The organism is Oleiagrimonas citrea, from assembly GCF_012395255.1.
GTDB classification, from domain to species: Bacteria; Pseudomonadota; Gammaproteobacteria; order Xanthomonadales; family Rhodanobacteraceae; genus Oleiagrimonas; species Oleiagrimonas citrea.
In genome coordinates this window covers 346310-363329 of the sequence record NZ_JAAZQD010000004.1, presented here as the reverse complement: position 1 = coordinate 363329, position 17020 = coordinate 346310, and the positions used below count along the sequence as shown (strand labels likewise).

At 65.8% G+C, this 17020-nt stretch carries 16 protein-coding genes; 10 read left to right on the top strand and 6 right to left on the bottom strand.

Annotation, left to right across the window (positions count from 1 at the left end; all coding sequences use genetic code 11):
- Positions 1 to 53: 53 nt before the first annotated feature.
- Complete coding sequence (gene prmC / locus HF690_RS11610; RefSeq protein WP_168609550.1) at positions 54 to 896, bottom strand: peptide chain release factor N(5)-glutamine methyltransferase; 843 nt, start codon at positions 894 to 896, stop codon at positions 54 to 56.
- Positions 897 to 1001: 105 nt separating this feature from the next.
- Here prmC and HF690_RS11605 point away from each other — a divergent pair, with 105 nt between their 5' ends.
- On the top strand, positions 1002 to 1934 hold the full coding sequence (locus tag HF690_RS11605) for an alpha/beta hydrolase (protein WP_168609549.1): 933 nt from the start codon (positions 1002 to 1004) through the stop codon (positions 1932 to 1934).
- Positions 1935 to 2033: 99 nt separating this feature from the next.
- On the opposite strand, the gene HF690_RS11600 is transcribed toward HF690_RS11605, so the two are convergent.
- The 3 genes from HF690_RS11600 to HF690_RS11590 form a co-directional block, all read right to left on the bottom strand.
- Positions 2034 to 4712 carry a M1 family metallopeptidase gene (locus HF690_RS11600; protein ID WP_168609548.1) on the bottom strand — a complete coding sequence of 893 codons (2679 nt, stop codon included), beginning with the start codon at positions 4710 to 4712 and terminating at the stop codon, positions 2034 to 2036.
- A 150-nt stretch (positions 4713 to 4862) separates the two neighbouring features.
- On the bottom strand, positions 4863 to 5426 hold the full coding sequence (ahpD, locus tag HF690_RS11595; RefSeq protein WP_113063662.1) for an alkylhydroperoxidase, AhpD family: 564 nt from the start codon (positions 5424 to 5426) through the stop codon (positions 4863 to 4865).
- Between the two features lie 130 nt (positions 5427 to 5556).
- A complete protein-coding gene (locus HF690_RS11590; RefSeq protein ID WP_113064004.1) occupies positions 5557 to 6096 on the bottom strand; it encodes a peroxiredoxin in 540 nt (179 codons plus the stop codon).
- 155 nt (positions 6097 to 6251) lie between these two features.
- On the opposite strand from HF690_RS11590, the gene oxyR reads away from it, so the two are divergent.
- The 5 genes from oxyR to HF690_RS11565 all read left to right on the top strand — a co-directional run bounded on the left by oxyR (position 6252) and on the right by HF690_RS11565 (position 10351).
- Entirely contained in the window at positions 6252 to 7202 is a 951-nt protein-coding gene (oxyR, locus tag HF690_RS11585) for a DNA-binding transcriptional regulator OxyR (protein WP_168609547.1), read from the top strand.
- Positions 7199 to 7732, top strand: a complete 534-nt coding sequence (locus tag HF690_RS11580) for a hypothetical protein (RefSeq protein WP_168609546.1) — start codon at positions 7199 to 7201, stop codon at positions 7730 to 7732. The genes oxyR and HF690_RS11580 overlap by 4 nt, the downstream gene beginning before the upstream one ends.
- A 134-nt stretch (positions 7733 to 7866) precedes the next feature.
- Entirely contained in the window at positions 7867 to 8286 is a 420-nt protein-coding gene (locus HF690_RS11575) for a rubrerythrin family protein (protein ID WP_043102137.1), read from the top strand.
- Between the two features lie 119 nt (positions 8287 to 8405).
- Entirely contained in the window at positions 8406 to 9731 is a 1326-nt protein-coding gene (locus HF690_RS11570) for a heterodisulfide reductase-related iron-sulfur binding cluster (protein ID WP_240151734.1), read from the top strand.
- Between the two features lie 38 nt (positions 9732 to 9769).
- A complete protein-coding gene (locus tag HF690_RS11565) occupies positions 9770 to 10351 on the top strand; it encodes a DUF3501 family protein (protein WP_168609544.1) in 582 nt (193 codons plus the stop codon).
- Between the two features lie 23 nt (positions 10352 to 10374).
- On the opposite strand, the gene HF690_RS11560 is transcribed toward HF690_RS11565, so the two are convergent.
- Entirely contained in the window at positions 10375 to 10896 is a 522-nt protein-coding gene (locus HF690_RS11560; protein WP_168609543.1) for an adenine phosphoribosyltransferase, read from the bottom strand.
- A gap of 52 nt (positions 10897 to 10948) precedes the next feature.
- A complete protein-coding gene (locus HF690_RS11555; protein ID WP_168609542.1) occupies positions 10949 to 11227 on the bottom strand; it encodes a putative signal transducing protein in 279 nt (92 codons plus the stop codon).
- A 124-nt stretch (positions 11228 to 11351) separates the two neighbouring features.
- On the opposite strand from HF690_RS11555, the gene HF690_RS11550 reads away from it, so the two are divergent.
- From HF690_RS11550 to HF690_RS11535, 4 genes are all read left to right on the top strand, one after another.
- Positions 11352 to 13079 (top strand): glutamine--tRNA ligase/YqeY domain fusion protein, encoded by a 1728-nt coding sequence (locus HF690_RS11550; protein ID WP_168609541.1) that lies wholly within the window; start codon positions 11352 to 11354, stop codon positions 13077 to 13079.
- On the top strand, positions 13076 to 14137 hold the full coding sequence (rlmM, locus tag HF690_RS11545) for a 23S rRNA (cytidine(2498)-2'-O)-methyltransferase RlmM (protein WP_168609540.1): 1062 nt from the start codon (positions 13076 to 13078) through the stop codon (positions 14135 to 14137). The genes HF690_RS11550 and rlmM overlap by 4 nt, the downstream gene beginning before the upstream one ends.
- Positions 14138 to 14245: 108 nt before the next feature.
- Positions 14246 to 14962 (top strand): TVP38/TMEM64 family protein, encoded by a 717-nt coding sequence (locus HF690_RS11540; RefSeq protein ID WP_113063671.1) that lies wholly within the window; start codon positions 14246 to 14248, stop codon positions 14960 to 14962.
- A gap of 117 nt (positions 14963 to 15079) precedes the next feature.
- Complete coding sequence (locus HF690_RS11535) at positions 15080 to 16975, top strand: ATP-binding response regulator (protein ID WP_338042911.1); 1896 nt, start codon at positions 15080 to 15082, stop codon at positions 16973 to 16975.
- Positions 16976 to 17020: the final 45 nt, after the last annotated feature.

The window sequence follows — 17020 nt, the reverse complement described above, 5'->3', positions numbered from 1 at the left end:
CGCCTGAAATCAGAGTATAGGCAAACTGTGATGCAGTTCACAATTTATATCGGCTATGGCGAGCGAAACCGTGCACCGCTGACGCGCTCGCGCCCTTCCAGATCGCAGGCCGTGAACACGTGCGTGAAACCGCCATCGTCGGTGAGCAGGGCACGCACCGCCGGCCCCTGCTTCCAGCCGTGCTCCATCAGCAGCCAGCCGCGCGCCCGGAGATGGCGACGTGCGCCGGTGACCAGCACACGAATCGCATCCAGACCGTCCGCGCCGGACACCAGAGCACCGCGAGGTTCGAAACGCAGATCGCCCTGCCCGACGTGGGCGTCGTCGTGCTCGATATAGGGCGGGTTGGACACGATCAGGTCGAACTGCCGATCGGCAAGCGGGCCGTACCAGTCGCCCTGCAGGAACTCGACGCGCTCCAATCCGTTCGCCAGCGCGTTGCGCCGCGCCACCTGCAGCGCCGATGCGGAAACGTCGACGGCGGTGACCTGCGCCTGCGGCCGTTCGGACGCCAGCGCCAGCGCGATGGCGCCGCTTCCGGTTCCCAGATCGACCACCTTCAGCGGAACATCCTGCGGCATGCGTTGCAGCGCCAGCTCGACCAGCAATTCAGTCTCCGGACGCGGGATCAACGTATCGGGTGTGACCTCGAGATCGAGATGCCAGAAACCGCGCCGCCCCAGGATGTAGGCCACCGGCTCACCCTGCTCGCGCCGCTGCAGCAGAGCCTCGAAGGCCTGGGCCGACGCCGCATCGACCGGGTCCGTCGCATGCGCGAACAACCAGGCGCGATCCACGCCCAACGCATGCATGAGCAGCCACTCGGCATCGCCCCGCTCGGCCACGCGCTCGGCGGCGGACATAAGAAGATCGCGTACCTGCGGTGTGCGGACCATGCGTGAACTCGGCTCGAAGATGAATCCGGGCGCGTGCCGTGCATCTGCACCGGAACCGCCACCGTATCTGGGAAGTGTACCGGCCCGAACGTCAGGAAACGCTCCATGTCCGCACTTCACCCACGCTCGCTGTCGCGCCTGCTCCTCGCAGGCCTGCTTCCGCTCTGTCTGAGCGCCTGCGAGGCGACCTTCTTCTCCGCGCTGAATACGGTCACGCCCGCGAACGCGGTGCAGGCAAAGCGCGGCATCGTCTTCGAACCGCAGCATGACCTTGCACTGGACATCTACCGCCCCGCTCATGCACACCACGCACCGGTGGTCGTGTTCTTCTACGGCGGCGCCTGGCAGGACGGCAAACGCCAGTGGTATCGCTGGGCCGGGGAGACGCTGGCGCACCACGGACTGGTCGTCGTGGTGCCCGACTACCGGAAATTCCCGCAGGTGAAACTGGACGGATTCATGCACGACGCCGCCCGCGCCGTGGCGTGGACTCGAAAGCATGCAAATGCCTACGGAGGGGACCCGAATGACTTGTTCCTGATGGGGCATTCGGCCGGCGCACACATCGGCGCATTACTCGCCACCCACGCTTCCTGGCTGCAGCAGGTCGGCATGGAACCACGGCAGCTTCGCGGTTTCATCGGGCTTGCCGGTCCGTACGATTTCCTGCCGCTGCGTGAGCAGGTGTATGTCGACATGTTCGGTCATACGCATGCGCAGCAGCTGCGCTCACAGCCGGTGAACTATGTGGACGGCAACGAACCGCCGATGCTCCTGCTGCAGGGCGGCGACGACAAGCTGGTGGCACCCGACAACGCACTGTCCCTGGCCGCCGCGATGCGCGAGCATGGCGAACGCGTGCAGGACCACGTCTATAGCGGCGTCAGCCATGCCGGCCTGCTGCTGTCGCTGTCACAGCCGTTCCGCTACAAGGCCACGGCCTTGCGCGACACGCTGGGCTTCATCGATGCCCACAGCCTGGATGCACGCGCCAACCCGGACGCGCACGCGCGCAGCGAAGCCCGTGCCTCCCCCTGATCGCGCACCGCTAAACGGGGACCGCCTCTTCCTCCGCAGAGGTCATGAAAAATCGGGCGGCCGAAGCCGCCCGAAACACCATGACGCGCGTATCGCGAATCAGCGCGTGATCGCGGATGGATCCTGCGCTTTCTTCAGCGCCGCGCACAGCTTGATCGACTCGGTGGTCTGAGCCAGACCGCGGTCGGCTCCGGGCAGGTCGTCCAGGCGGGGGGTGAAGAACGCCTGCAGACGCTCGGCGTCCGCCATCGAGCAACCGCCACCGCCGGCCAGGTTCGGCACGTAGCCGCTGGCGAAGGTACCGGTGCGCTTGACGACCTGATCGTAGTGCCCCTTGAACCAGGTCCACAGTGCATCACGCCCCTGCTGCGTATCGCGATGTCCGGTCAGCAGACGGAACATCTCGCCCACCTTCACCTGCGGACTGAGCGCGAAGTTCCACACCCGCTCCGCCTGCGCACCCGGCGCATGCGAGAGCGCTGCGAGCATGGCGTTGCGGCGGTCCGCGTCCGTGGTCTTGTTCAACTCGGCAATCAGCGCATCGACCACCGGCTTGCCTTTCTCCTCCACGGCAACCGTCAGATCCTCGGAAAGCAGGTCCGGATTGGCTGCGGCCAGGTTCAGACGTCCTTTCGCGTTCTTCTCCAACGCGCGATCGGCCTGCTGCAGCAACGCGGCGCGCACGGCGGGAAGCTTCACGCCAACACCGAGAAAACCGGCCAGCGCACTGCGCGTCAAGGCATCATCCGACGACTCGCCCTTGCGCTTCACGTACCCCAGCTTCTGCAGACGAGGCAGGTAGGCCTCGCTGGCCAGCTTGCGCAGGGCCGCCCGTTGCGCATCCGTCTGCGCTTCGTGCTTCCAGATCCAGGCAAAGGTATCCAGCGGCGCCAACGCCACCTGCCGCGTCTTGGACGGAGCCAACCGGCGCACCGCTTCCATCGCCGCGGACGCATCGATGTCTCCACGATGGAACGCCGCCTTGACGGCATCGGCATAGGCCAACTTCTCGGCATCGTTCAGCGCGCCCAAATGACCGTTGAGCTTGGCCAGATCCGTCTTGTCCATGCTGAAGCGGTAGTAACCGCGCGCATCGGCGTTGGGCATATACCAGGCCGGGCACTGACCGCCGGACAGCTGCATGGTCGCGGTCTTGCTGTCCAGCATCTGGCACTGCACGCCGGCTTTGCCCGCCCCCGTGCGCACGCAGACCGGGATGCCCCACAGGCGATTCGGGTCGCCGCTCGAACCCAGCGGAAGATAGCGGTCCTGCGTCAGATGCAGCACCGGATGCGTGCCGCTGCAGTCCAGGCGCGTAGAGACCATCGGCACACCGGACTGGTCGAGGAAGCTGCTGAAGGCATGCTTGAAGGCCTCGCCCTTGCCCGCCGCCTTGTCGATCGCGCCAACCAGGTCGCTGGCCTTGGCGTTGCCGAACTTGTGCGCCTGAATGTAGGCACGCATGCCCTTGCGGAAGGTGTCGACGCCGACGTAGTGCTCGAACATGCCGATCACCGCCGCGCCCTTCTGGTAGGTGATGCCGTCGAACGCGGTCTGGATGTCGCCGTTGCCGGTGATCGGCTGGCGAATCTTGCGCGCGCTGACCAGGCTGTCATTGCCCATCGCGCCCTCGGCGCGGCTGACGCGGTCCAGGTCGGCGCGGTATTCAGGATGCACCTTGGCGGTGACCTTCTGCTGCATCCAGGTGGCGAACGCCTCGTTCAGCCAGATGTCGTTCCACCAGTCCAGTGTGACCGTGTCGCCGGTCCACTGATGCGCCAACTCGTGTGCCTGCACGTTGAACGAATTGCGCACGGCGTCCGATGGCGAGTTCTTGTCCATCAACATCAGCCAGTCACGGAAGGTGACTAGTCCGGCGTTCTCCATGGCGCCCGCGGAAAAATCAGGGGCAGCAAGCAGATCCAGCTTGCCGAACGGATAACCGAAACCGTAGTACTGCTCCAGCGTCTGGATGATGACCGGCGTCTCGCTCAGTGCGATGTGGATGCGCGAACCCTCGCCGTGCGGAGCGATGCCGCGCAGGCGGATCGGTTCCTTGCGCCACGCGTTGGGTTTGATCTCACCACCCGACACCACGTCCCAGGGACCGACCGCGAAGGCGACCAGGTAGGTTGGCAGCGGCTGCGTGGTCTTGAAGTCCAGCGTCTTCCAGCCCTTGCCGTCCTTGCTGGACTTGGCGATGGCGGTGTTAGCGACGGCGACTTCGTCGTTGGGCACGGTCAGCACGATCTTGTACGGCGTCTTGAAGCCGGGTTCGTCGAAGCTTGGGAACGCGTAGCGCGCGCTGATCGGCTCCATCTGCGTCATCGCATATGGACGACCGTCGCGCGTCACCTTGTACAGGCCCTGCAACTGATGGTTGAAGGGCGCCGAGTAATCGAACACCAGCTTCAGTTCCTGTGGCTGCAGCGTCTTGCCGAAGTCGATGCGCACCACGCCCTGCTTGGGTGCGGCATTCACGTACTGGGCAGCGTGCGAGACGCCCTTTGCATCGATCACGCGCACGCTGGATACCTTCAGGTCCTTGCCGTGCATCCATACGTGGTCGGCCGCCTTTTTCAGTTCGACACGGATGGTGGTGACGCCGGCGAAGCGGGTCTGCGCCGGATCGACGCGCAGATCGAGCGTGTATGCCTCCGGCACGGCCCAGCCCGGCAGTCGCTCCAGCGGCGGCTTCATGTCAGCGCCACCGGCAAAGGCGGAAGAAAAACAGGCCGCCAGTGCAGTAAACGCAAGCGTATGGGTGAGTCGTCGCATGATCGTGATCTCCGGATCGGGGAATGCAGCATCCGAAGCTACGCGGCGCAGTACCTCCGGGACACGTGCCGAAAGGCACGCTGCCCGAATACGGACACGAAAAAGCCGGCGTGCGCCGGCTTTTTCACTCGCGGGGAAAAATGCGGTCGCTCAGGCTGCCGCCCTGGAAGCGCTCGAACCCGCGACTTCGGCCTGCTCCAGCGCCACCGCCACACCATGCACCACGGCGGCAATGCGCGCCGCGCTCTGCACGGCCTGCGCGCCGACTTCGTGCTTGCGCAGGGTCTTCTCGTGCGAGGCCACGCAGGAGCCACAACCGTTGATCGCCGATACGGCCAGCGAAGCCAGTTCGAAATCGATCTTGCTGCCGCCTGGCTTGGCCATCACGTTCATGCGCAATCCCGCGCGCAACGTGGCGTACTCGTCGTTCTCGACCAGGTGCAGGAAACGGTAATAGACATTGTTCATGCCCATGATGGCCGCTGCGGCGCGCGCACCGCGCAGGGCGTCTTCATCGGCGTGTTCGCTCGCCCACGCCGCCATGGAAGCGGTGAATGCGGCATTGCGCGAAGCGATGGCCGAAGCCAGCGCGACCACCGCGATCTGCGACTGGGTCAGCCCCGGCGCGCCGTTCTCGCCCAGCACCGATTCCAGGTTCAGGCGCAGGTCCTTGGCGTACTCGGGCAGTTGCGATTTCAGTTCAGCAAGAGACATGGGGGAAATCTCCGTTCGAGGACGGCACACGGCGACGCGAACGCTGGCGCGCGCACGGAATGTCCGGACAGGGGGATAGAAAAGAAAGAAAAAAACCCGCGCGCCCGCTGGGAGCGCGCGGGAATCTTGGTCAGGCGGCCTTGAGCGTGTCTTCGCCCGACTGCCAGTTGCACGGGCACAGCTCGTCGGTCTGCAGCGCGTCGAGCACGCGCAGGACCTCGGCCGGGTTGCGCCCGACACTGCCTTCGGTGACGTAGACGAAACGGATCACGCCTTCCGGATCCACCAGGAACGCGGCACGACGGGCGACGCCCTCGTCGTCCAGGATGCCCAGCGCGCGGCTCAGATCCTTGTTGATGTCGGCCAGCATCGGGAACGGCAGATCCTTGAGATCAGCATGATCCTTGCGCCAGGCCAGATGCACGAACTCGCTGTCGGTGCTGGCGGCCATCACCTGGCAGTCGCGATCAGCGAACTGCTCGTTGAGATCGCCGAAGCCCTTGATCTCGGTCGGGCAGACGAACGTGAAATCCTTCGGGTAGAAGAATACGCAGGTCCACTTGCCTTCGTAGGTGGTGTTGTCGATCTCCGCAAAGGCCTTGTCCAGGCTCTCGATCGAAACGGTGGCCTTGAGATTGAACTGCGGGAACTTGTCGCCAACGGTAAGCATGTACAACTCCATGAATGGGTAATGGGTTTCAGGGGAAAAGACGCTCGATGCAAGCGTCGTCACGGACAAGAATAGGGCGCGCACTTGCATTCTTCAAATTGATTGTTAACATCGGATTCATAGCAATAGGCTATTGAAATGCAGCGGGGCACCCGATGAACCTGCGAGACCTGCATTACCTGGTCGCCCTGGCCGAGCACTGCCATTTCGGCCGCGCCGCCGAGGCCTGCTTCGTCAGCCAGCCGACCCTGTCCACCCAGATCCGCAAGCTCGAGGACGAACTGGGTGTGACCCTGGTCGAGCGCACACCGCGCAAGGTGCTGCTCACCGACGTCGGTCGCGAAATCGCCGCCCGCGCCCGCGACGTGCTCAACGAGGCCGAGCAGATCCGCGCCATCGCGCGGCGCACGCGCGACCCGGAATCCGGCACGGTGCGGCTGGGCATCTTCCCCACGCTCGGTCCGTATCTGCTACCGCATGTCGTGCCGATGCTGCGCGAGGCCTTCCCGCGGCTCGAATTGCTGCTGGTCGAGGAAAAGACCGAGGTTGTGCTCGAGCGTCTGCGCGAGGGCAAGCTGGACGCCGGCATCCTTGCGCTGCCCATCCACGAGGAAAGCCTGCACGTCGAGTTCCTGTTCGAGGAACCATTCCTGCTCGCCGTGCCCGAAGGTCACCCGCTGGCCGACCGCAAGCGCCTGCGCCTGGACGATCTCGCCGACGAAAGCCTGCTGTTGCTCGAGGACGGCCACTGCCTGCGCGATCAGGCGCTGGAGGTCTGCCAGCTGGCCGGTGCCGGCGAGCGCACGGGGTTTCGCGCCACCAGCCTGGAAACGCTGCGGCAGATGGTCGCCGCCAACGTCGGCGTCACCCTGCTGCCGACACTGGCGGTCAACCCGCCGGTGGCGCGTGTGGGCAGCATGCGGCTGATCGAATTCGGCGGTCATCCGCCGCACCGCCGCGTGGCCATGGTCTGGCGCAAGAGTTCGGCCATGGACGGTTTCCTGCGCCGCCTGGCCGAAGTCTTCCGCAAGCTGCCGCCCGAACTGCTGGACGCGCACGCCACCGCGCTGCAGTCACGCCCCACATCCAAGGAGGCATCGGCGTGAAGCTTTCGCGCATCGCACGACTCGCTCTGCTCGCGCTGTGCCTGGGTGCATGCAGCGCCTGCTCGATGCAGAAACTCGCCGAACGCATCACGCCCGACGGTGATCTCGCTCTGGTGCATGCGCTGTTCAAGGACCTGCACGCCGGTCACACCGACGCCGCGCGCGCGCACTTCGACGCCAAGAACGCGCCCTCCGACAAGACGCTCGCCACACTCACCGCCCTGCTCGCGGAAACGCCGAAACCCCAGCTCGTCGGCGCGAACGTCACCAAGCAGAACAGCGATCCGTGGCAGACCACGCTGACCTACCAATTCGGTCGCGGCGAGCACGTGCACGTCTTGATTCTGCATATCGATGGCGCCGAAGGACATCGCCGCATCAACACCCTGCACATCGGCACCGGTAGCGACATGCACGGTCTGATGCGCATCGCGACCTGGTTCTTCTCGGGTCTGCTGGTCGTACTGGCCGCGGTCGTCATGCTGGTGATCTGGCTCGTTCGGCGTAATCAGCGCAAATACAAACGATAGCGTAGAACTATCAACTTCATCGAAACAATCAATTTCAATCAAGACCCAGCCGCGCGCTAGGCTGGGCCGCAGGGGCGGCATGCCGAGCATGCCGCCATGTTTCCACCTCCCAGCCCGAAGCCACGAGGTACATCATGAGCAATCTGAAAGGCTCCAAGACCGAGCAGAATCTGAAGGACGCGTTCGCCGGCGAATCCATGGCCAACCGCCGCTACCTGTATTTCGCATCCAAGGCCGACGTCGAGGGCTACAACGACGTGTCCGCCGTGTTCCGCTCCACCGCGGAAGGCGAGACGGGCCACGCGCACGGTCATCTGGAGTACCTGGAAGAAGTGGGCGATCCGGCCACCGGCCTGCCGTTCGGCGGCACCGAGGCCAACCTGAAGTCGGCCATCGCCGGCGAGACCCACGAGTACACCGACATGTACCCGGGCATGGCCAAGGACGCCCGCGAGGAAGGTCACGACGAGATCGCGGACTGGTTCGAGACCCTGGCCAAGGCCGAGCGCTCGCACGCCAACCGCTTCCAGAAGGCGCTGGACGAGCTGCAGTAATACCGCGTCATCGACATCGCGCGCGCCCATTCCGCGGCGCGCGCGATGTCGCCGCATACGCCGACGCCCGTCGGCATTCCGTTGCACCGTCACACCCTTGCATGGCCGAGGAGATTCGCATGTCCCGAGAAGGCAGTCTGGAAGCACCCACCCGGCACCCGCTGGACTGGCTCAACGACGAATTCTGGGATCAGCAGGCGCTCGACGCCGAACTCGAACGCGTCTTCGACATCTGCCATGGCTGCCGCCGCTGCGTCAGTCTGTGCCACGCCTTTCCGACCCTGTTCGACCTCATCGACGAATCCGAGACCATGGAAGTCGACGGCGTGGACAAGGCCGACTACGCCAAGGTCACCGAGCAGTGCTACCTGTGTGACCTGTGCTACCTGACCAAGTGTCCGTACGTGCCGCCGCACGAATGGAACGTGGATTTCCCGCACCTGATGCTGCGCGCCAAGGCCGTGCAGTTCCGCCGCGACGGCGCACCGATGAAGGCCAAGGTGCTGTCCAACACCCGTACCGTCGGCAAGCTGGCCTCGATTCCCGTGGTGGTGCAGACCGTCAACGCCGCCAACCGCTCCAAGCCCATGCGCAAGCTGCTGGAGAAGACGCTCGGCGTGCACCGGGACGCGCGCGTGCCGACCTACCACGCGCCCACTGCGCGCCAGCGCCTGAAGCATCTGGACGGCCATGGCGAGGCGCTGCCCGCCGGTCGCACCCGTGGCAAGGTCGCCGTGTTCGCGACCTGCTACTGCGATCACTCCATGCCCGAGGCCGTCGAGGACCTGGTCAAGGTGCTCGAGCACAACCGCGTGCCGGTGCGCATGGTCGAGCGCGAGAGCTGCTGCGGCATGCCGAAGTTCGAGCTCGGCGATCTCGACACCGTGCGCAAGTACAAGGAAGAGAACATCCCGGTGCTGGCGAAGATGATCCGCGAGGGCTGGGACCTGACCGCCGCGGTGCCTTCCTGCGTGCTGATGTTCAAGCAGGAACTGCCGCTGATGTTCCCCGATGACGAGGACGTGGCGCGGGTGCGCGACCATTTCTTCGACCCGTTCGAATACCTGGCCGAGCGCCACAAGGACAACAAGCTCGCCACCGACTTCAAGCAGCCGCTGGGGAAGGTCGCCTGGCAGGTCGCCTGCCATCAGCGCGTGCAGAAGATCGGCCCCAAGACCCGCGACATCCTGCAACTGGTGCCGGACACCGAAGTCGTCACCATCGAGCGCTGCTCCGGCCACGACGGCACCTATGGCGTGAAACGCGAGACCTATGCGATCTCGCGCAAGATCGCGCGCCCGGTCGAGAAGCGCGTGCAGCAGGCCGAGGCCGCGCACTTCACCAGCGACTGCCCGATGGCCGGCGAGCACATCGCCCACGGGCTCGACGACAAGCCCGGCAACGAACATCCGATCAGCCTGCTGCGCAAGGCCTACGGCCTTTGAACGCCGCCGCTGCCCCTTCGACACCACATGCTTCGACCATGAAACCACTAACCCGAAACGACCTGCTATCCCTGGAAACCTACGCCGCCGAGCGCAGCGATTTCCGCGCCCGCGTGATCGCGCACAAGAAGCCGCGCAAGGTGCATCTGGGCGAGCACCTGACCCTGATCTTCGAGGATCGCCTGACGATCCAGTACCAGATCCAGGAGATGCTGCGCGTCGAGCGCATCTTCGAGGCCGCCGGCATCGAGGACGAACTCGGCGCCTACAACCCGCTGATCCCCGATGGCGGCAATCTGAAAGCGACGATGCTGATCGAGTATTCCGACCCCGAAGTGCGCAAGCGCGAACTGGCGAAGCTGCGCAACGTCGAGCACGACATCGCGCTGCAGGTCGGCGAGCTGCCGCCGGTCAAGGCCATCGCCGACGAGGACCTGGAGCGCAGCAACGAAGACAAGACCTCGGCCGTGCATTTCATGCGTTTCGAACTCGACGACGCCATGCGCGCGGCATGGAAGGACGGTGCGCCCGTGTTCCTGAGCTGCACGCATGACCACTATCCGGTTCGCGTGCAACTCGACGCCAACCAGCACGCGGCGCTCGGCGCCGACCTCGACTGAACGGGCGAAGCGTCTCGCTGCGTTCAGTCGTAGCGCAGCAGGCTGTGCAGCGGGGCGTCGGACGCCCAGCGCTCCCGCCCCTGCAACATCGCCAGCTCGATCACGACCGACGCGCCGCACAGCTCCGCGCCCAGCGAGCGCATCAGCTCGGCACTCGCTTCCAGCGTGCCGCCGGTGGCCAGCACATCGTCGACCAGCAGCACGCGTTCGCCCGGACGCACGGCGTCGCGATGCACTTCGAGCCGGTCGCTGCCGTATTCCAGCGCGTAGTCGACGCCCACGGTGTCGGCCGGCAGCTTGCCCGGCTTGCGCACCGGCACGAAGCCCGCACCCAGCGCCTGTGCCAGCGCCGCGCCGAAGATGAAGCCGCGCGCCTCGATGCCGCACACGGCCTGCACGCGCTTACCGCGCCAGGGCTCGGCCAGCGCCTCGATGCACTGCGTCATGCCGGCGGCATCGGCCAGCAGGGGCGTGATGTCCTTGAAGACGATACCCGGCTTGGGAAAATCGGGAATGTCGCGGATCAGCGCGTTCAGTGCGTGCATCGTCAATCGGGTCCGGCGGAACGGACCCGCATGATGCCAGAGCGGCGGCGCATCAGGTGCCGGCCGGCAGCGTCGAGTCGCCCCAGCCCGGGTCCTCGGCGGCGCTGCGACGCGCTTCGCTGAGCTGCGCCTCGATGCGCTTGACGATCGGTGCGGCCCGCTCGATGCAGGAATCGGGCACGGCCACGGTGATGAAATCGCGCGCGGGCAGCTGGCCGACACCGCCGATCAAGTGCTCGCCGGCGATGAAGGCGGGAATCTCCTCATGCTCGAGCGCGTCCTTGACCAGATGCGCGTCGATCATGGATTCGGCGTGGTAGATGGTGCGCATGGCTCCAAGCTACTCGCGCTGCGCAGGCACTGCAACTGTGCGCGAACCGCGCGATGACTGGCCTGCGCGCACCGGACCTGCGCTAAACTGTGCAGCTTTGCAGCATTGCGACGAGTGAACGCCGATGGCGAGCGAGACCGCCCCCGTACAGCATTTCATCCGACAGATCGTGCGCGAGGACATCGAGTCCGGTCGCCAGCCGTCGATCCGCACGCGTTTTCCGCCGGAACCGAACGGTCATCTGCATATCGGCCACGCCAAGGCGATCTGCCTGGATTTCGGCATCGCCGCCGAGTTCGGCGGCCGCTGCAACCTGCGCCTGGATGACACCAATCCCGGCAAGGAGCTGCCCGAGTACGTGCAGGGCATCCAGGACGACGTGCACTGGCTGGGCTTCGAGTGGGCCGAACTGCGCCACGCCTCGGACTACTTCGAAGTGTTCTATCGCGCCGCCGAGAAGCTGATCCAGGACGGCAAGGCCTACGTCGACGATCTCAACGCCGAGCAGGTACGCGAATACCGCGGCACGCTGACCGAGCCGGGCCGCAATTCGCCGTTCCGGGATCGTTCCGTCGAGGAGAACCTGGACCTGTTCCGGCGCATGCGCGCGGGTGAGTTCGGCGACGGCGAGAAGACCCTGCGTGCGAAGATCGACATGACCGCCGGCAACATGAACATGCGCGACCCGGCCATCTACCGCATCCGCAAGCAGACCCACCAGAACACCGGCGACGCCTGGCCGATCTACCCGATGTACGACTTCGCACACTGCCTGTCGGACGCGCTGGAAGGCATCACGCACTCGTTCTGCACGCTGGAGTTCGAGGACCACCGCCCGCTGTACGACTGGTTCGTCGACCACGTCGACCTGGCCGGACACCCGGACCTGTGGCAGCCGCTGGTCGAGGCCGGCATCCCGACCGCACCGAGCAAGCCGCGCCAGATCGAGTTCGCCCGCGGCAACCTCACCTACACCATCATGAGCAAGCGCAAGCTCACTCAACTGGTGCAGGAAGGCCTGGTCGACGGCTGGGACGATCCGCGCATGCCGACCCTGTCCGGCGCGCGCCGCCGCGGCTTTCCCGCCGCCGCCATGCGCGCCTTCTGGGAACGCATGGGCGTCAGCAAGCAGAACAGCAACATCGACTTCGGCGTGCTCGAAGGCTGCGTGCGCGAGGAGCTCGACGCCCGCGCGCCACGCCGCATGGCCGTGCTCGATCCGCTGAAGCTGGTGCTGACCAACCTGCCGGAAGGCCACGAGGAAACCATCGAGTTCCCCAACCACCCGAAGGACGAAAGCTTCGGCACGCGTGCGCTGCCGTTCTCGCGTGAGGTCTGGATCGAACGCGGCGACTTCGCCGAGGTGCCGCCCAAGGGCTTCAAGCGCCTGCTGCCCGAGGGCGAGGTGCGTCTGCGCGGCATCGGCATCATTCGCTGCAACGAGGTGGTCAAGAACGATGCAGGGGAAGTGACCGAACTGCGCTGCACGCTGGACCCGGAAACCCGGCCCGGCGGCAACGACACGAACCGCAAGGTCAAGGGCACCATCCACTGGGTCAGCGCCGCACACGCGGTCGCAGCCGAGATTCGCCTCTACGACCGCCTGTTCGATGCCGAGAACCCGGGCGACGAGCGCGACGGCAAGACCTTCAAGGATTACCTCAATCCGGAAGCCAAGCGCGTCGTGCAGGGCTACATCGAACCCGCCGCGGCCGAGGCCGAGCCGGAAGCGCACTGGCAGTTCGAGCGCACCGGCTACTTCGTCGCCGACCGCCACGACCATCGTCCGGAGCGCCCGGTCTTCAACCGTAGCGTGAGCCTGCGCGACACCTGGGCCCGCAAGGGCCGGTGAGCGCCGACGCGCGCCATCGCCTGCTGGCCTGGTGCCGTCCCGGCTTCGAGGCCGAATGCGCGCAGGAGCTGAGCGCGCTGGACACCCGCTTCGGCGGTGGCGGCTACGCGCGCGCCAAGCCCGGCGAAGGCTTCGTCGAATTCGTCGCGCTCGATTCCGACCTCGCCGGGCGCATCGCCGAGGCTGCTGGTGCCGAACGGCCGGTGTTCGCCCGCCAGCTGATGCACGGCATCGGCCGGATCGAGGAGCTGCCGCGCAAGGACCGCCTGTCCGTCCTGCTGCCACTCATCGCCGGGGACGAACGACGCTGGTGCGACGCCTGGGTCGAGTCGGCCGACAGCGATGCCGGGCGCGAACTCAGCGCGCTGTGCCGGGCGCTGAACGGCGCACTGATCGCGGGCCTCAAGCGCCAACACGCGATCGACCGCGACGCGCACTGGCGTCTGCATGTGGCCCTGCTTTCTCCGACCCAGGCGCTCGTCTGCGCCACCGACATCCACGCCAGCGCCCCCTGGCCGGGCGGCATCCCGCGACTGCGTTTTCCGCGCGGCGCACCCAGTCGCTCGACCCTGAAGCTGGAAGAAGCCCTGTTGGTTCTGCTCGACGAACGCGAACGCGAGGCCTGGCTGCAGCCGGGCATGCGCGGCGTCGACCTGGGCGCGGCGCCCGGCGGCTGGACCTGGCAACTCGTGCGTCGCTCGATCCACGTGACGGCCATCGACAACGGCCCGATGGACGCGGCCCTGATGGAGTCGGGACTGGTCGAACACCTGCGCGCGGACGGCTTCCGCTATCAGCCGCCGAAGCCCGTCGACTGGCTGGTCTGCGACATGGTCGAGCAACCGCGCCGCGTCGCCGCGCGCATGGCCGAATGGCTGCGCCAGGGCTGGTGCCGGCAGGCAATCTTCAATCTCAAGCTGCCGATGAAGAAACGCTATGCAGAAGTCCAGCTATGCCTGGACCTCCTTCGCGACCGTGTCGACGGAACGCTGGACCTGCGCGCGCGGCAGCTGTACCACGATCGCGAGGAAATCACGGTGTTCGCGCGCCGTGCGTGAAGCATCGCCGGTCCGAATCGCTGTGTCTGCGGCAGAGCGTCGCGCTGGAGTTTCGTTAGGATGGGGGTCCGTACACTTCGCTCCCGGAACCGAACGGACCCTCGCCCCGTGAAACGCCTGCGCGCCATGCTGCCTCTGCTGCTGCTGCTGACTACCGGCATCGTGCTGCTGGCCGGAGGCATGGGCAGCTATCTGGCGCCGGGACGCCTGGCGCAGGAGCATGCCGCACTGCTGGAAGCCGTACAGCAGCACCCCTGGCTTTCGCGTCTGGCCTACATCGGCCTGCTCACTCTGGTCACGTCCACCGGCATACCGGGGAGTCTGCTGGTCATCATCGCTGGCGGTCTGGTCTTCGGCGAAATCCAGGGCACGCTGCTGTCCTCGATCGGACTGCTGCTCGGCTCGCTGCTGCTGTTCCTGGCCAGCCGCTACGCCTTCGGATGCGGCCGCAAGCCCGCCCCCCGAGTGGTCGAACGGCTGCGCCACGGATACGCGCAGCATCCGGTCAACTACACGTTCTTTCTACGTTTCGTGCCGGTGTTCCCGTTCGGCGCCGTGACCGTCGGATTGGCCTGGCTGCGCTGCCCGATGTGGCTGTTCCTGCTCAGCAGCTTCGTCGGCGGTTCGATCATGCTGATCTTCGAAACCGCCATCGGTGCGGACCTTGGTCGCAACCTTGCGGCGGGTGAAGCCATGGGCTGGCGCTTGTTCCTCGATCCGCACATGCTGCTTCCACTCGGCGCCCTGGCGCTGCTCGCCGTGCTCCCGGTCGTCATCCGCAGACGGCAAGCACGCAACGGAGAGCGGAAATCCGGTCAGGATTGAAGCCGAAGGCCGAAGCGCTACAATCCCACCATCGACCACGCCACCGCAACGGGGGCGGCAAACATGTCTGATCGTGCACCTTCACGACTCAGTAAATGGTGGCGGCGCGCTTCACTAGTGCAGCGGCTCGTCCTGGTGGCACTGGTGCCTTCGGTCGTCTCGACCATGTTCCTGGCCATCCTTCTGACGCGCCACCAGATCGGCACACTGCAGGATCTCACGCGCAGCACGGCCAGCGCCTACATGACCCAGGCCGCAGTCGATGCAGCCCCTCTTCTGCGCAACCGGAATCTGCCTGAACTGCGTCGCCTAGCGCGCTCCATCGGCCGCCTTCCGCACGTCAATCAGGTCCGCATCCTCGATGGAACCGGTCGCATCATCGCCGCCGCGCAGAATCCCGTTCCGGAAAATGCCTCGCTGATCCAGCTGCGTCAGGACATCGCCCAGCGCGACACCGGCGGGAAATCGATCGGCACGCTCGTCGTGCATATCGACACCGAGGCATCCCTGCTCACGCAGTACACCGACATCCTCGACACCCTGCTGTGGGTAAGCATCGCGATCCTGCTGGCCATTCTCCTGAGTTGGCAGCAGGCGCGCTGGATCAGTGCGCCATTGCGACGCCTGTCCGTGGCCATGGGCGGGCTCGGACGCTTCGACCACGCGCTTTCCGTCGAGGTCACGGACGATTCCGAAATCGGCGAGCTGCAGCGCGGTTTCAACAAGGCCGCAGCCAGTCTGCATACCCTGCACCGCGACATGGAGCGACGCATCGAGAACGCCACGCAGGAACTGGCGCACAAGAACGATGCACTGGAACAGGCCAGCAAGGCCAAGGCCCGTTTCCTGGCCAGCGCTACCCATGACCTTCGGCAACCCCTGTACGCACTGACCCTGTTCTCCTCCTCGCTAGCCGAACAGGAGACCCAACCCGAACGCCTGGACCGCATCTCGCACGTACAGCAGTGCATCGAATCCCTGGATCGCCTGTTCAGCGAACTGCTCGACCTCTCGCGCCTGGAGGCCGGCGCGATGCAACCGGAACTGCGTGACTTCCCGCTCGACGAACTGTTCCAGGAGGTCAGCCGGAATTTCCGCATCCAGGCCGAAAAGCAGGAACTGCGACTGATCACGCGCCCCACACCGGTGTGGGTGCACAGCGACCGCACCATGCTCGCGCGCATTCTCAACAATCTGGTCAGCAACGCGCTGCGCTACACCCGCGAAGGCGGCGTGCTGGTAGGCGCACGCCTGCGCGGCGATCGTATCCGCATCGACGTTCGCGACACCGGCATCGGTATCCCCGAGGAGCATCAGGCGCATATCTTCGAGGAGTTCTACCGGGTCGATTCGGGACATGAGGAGCACCGCGACGTACCCGCCCAATCCGGCAGTCAACGCGGCCTCGGGCTGGGTCTGTCGACGGTACAGCGCCTGGCGGAATTGCTGGGCACCGAAGTCGAACTGCGCTCGCATCCCGGACGCGGCACGCTGTTCACGCTGCTGGTGCGTCGCGGGCGTAGCAAGAGCCGTACGACCTCCCCCATCCGCAACAAGCCGCGCGCGTTGCCACGCACGCATCCTTCCCTGGAACTGAAGGACGTGCGCGTCATGGTCGTCGACGACGACCAGGCCATCCTCGCCGGCATGCACGATCTGCTACGTAGCTGGGGCTGCAAGGTGCGCATGGCGACCGACTGCGACCGCGCGCTGGAACAGGCCAGTCGCAGCGAAGTACCCGACATCGTCATTTCCGACCTGCATCTCGGCACCGGCCGCAACGGCGTCGAGACCCTGCATGCCCTGGCCGAGCACTACGGCGCCAAGCCCGGAAACCCGCCGTTCGCTCGTTTGCTGGTCACCGGTGAAACCGAGCGCAGCCGCCTGCAGCCAGCGCTGAAGTCCGGCGTGCCGATCCTGTTCAAGCCGGTCGCGTCCGAGCCGCTGCGCGAAGCCATCATCACCCTGCTGCGCACGCGCACGCGGGCCGCCGCCATCTCGACCGACGACTGAACGACCACTCCGCCTATTTCCTATGACATAGGCCACGAACCTTGC

Coding starts and splice junctions, on each gene's coding strand:
- prmC (WP_168609550.1), bottom strand. CDS start 896: ATGGTCCGCACACCGCAGGTACGCGATCTTCTTATGTCCGCCGCCGAG.
- HF690_RS11605 (WP_168609549.1), top strand. CDS start 1,002: ATGTCCGCACTTCACCCACGCTCGCTGTCGCGCCTGCTCCTCGCAGGC.
- HF690_RS11600 (WP_168609548.1), bottom strand. CDS start 4,712: ATGCGACGACTCACCCATACGCTTGCGTTTACTGCACTGGCGGCCTGT.
- ahpD (WP_113063662.1), bottom strand. CDS start 5,426: ATGTCTCTTGCTGAACTGAAATCGCAACTGCCCGAGTACGCCAAGGAC.
- HF690_RS11590 (WP_113064004.1), bottom strand. CDS start 6,096: ATGCTTACCGTTGGCGACAAGTTCCCGCAGTTCAATCTCAAGGCCACC.
- oxyR (WP_168609547.1), top strand. CDS start 6,252: ATGAACCTGCGAGACCTGCATTACCTGGTCGCCCTGGCCGAGCACTGC.
- HF690_RS11575 (WP_043102137.1), top strand. CDS start 7,867: ATGAGCAATCTGAAAGGCTCCAAGACCGAGCAGAATCTGAAGGACGCG.
- HF690_RS11570 (WP_240151734.1), top strand. CDS start 8,406: ATGTCCCGAGAAGGCAGTCTGGAAGCACCCACCCGGCACCCGCTGGAC.
- HF690_RS11565 (WP_168609544.1), top strand. CDS start 9,770: ATGAAACCACTAACCCGAAACGACCTGCTATCCCTGGAAACCTACGCC.
- HF690_RS11560 (WP_168609543.1), bottom strand. CDS start 10,896: ATGCACGCACTGAACGCGCTGATCCGCGACATTCCCGATTTTCCCAAG.
- HF690_RS11555 (WP_168609542.1), bottom strand. CDS start 11,227: ATGCGCACCATCTACCACGCCGAATCCATGATCGACGCGCATCTGGTC.
- HF690_RS11550 (WP_168609541.1), top strand. CDS start 11,352: ATGGCGAGCGAGACCGCCCCCGTACAGCATTTCATCCGACAGATCGTG.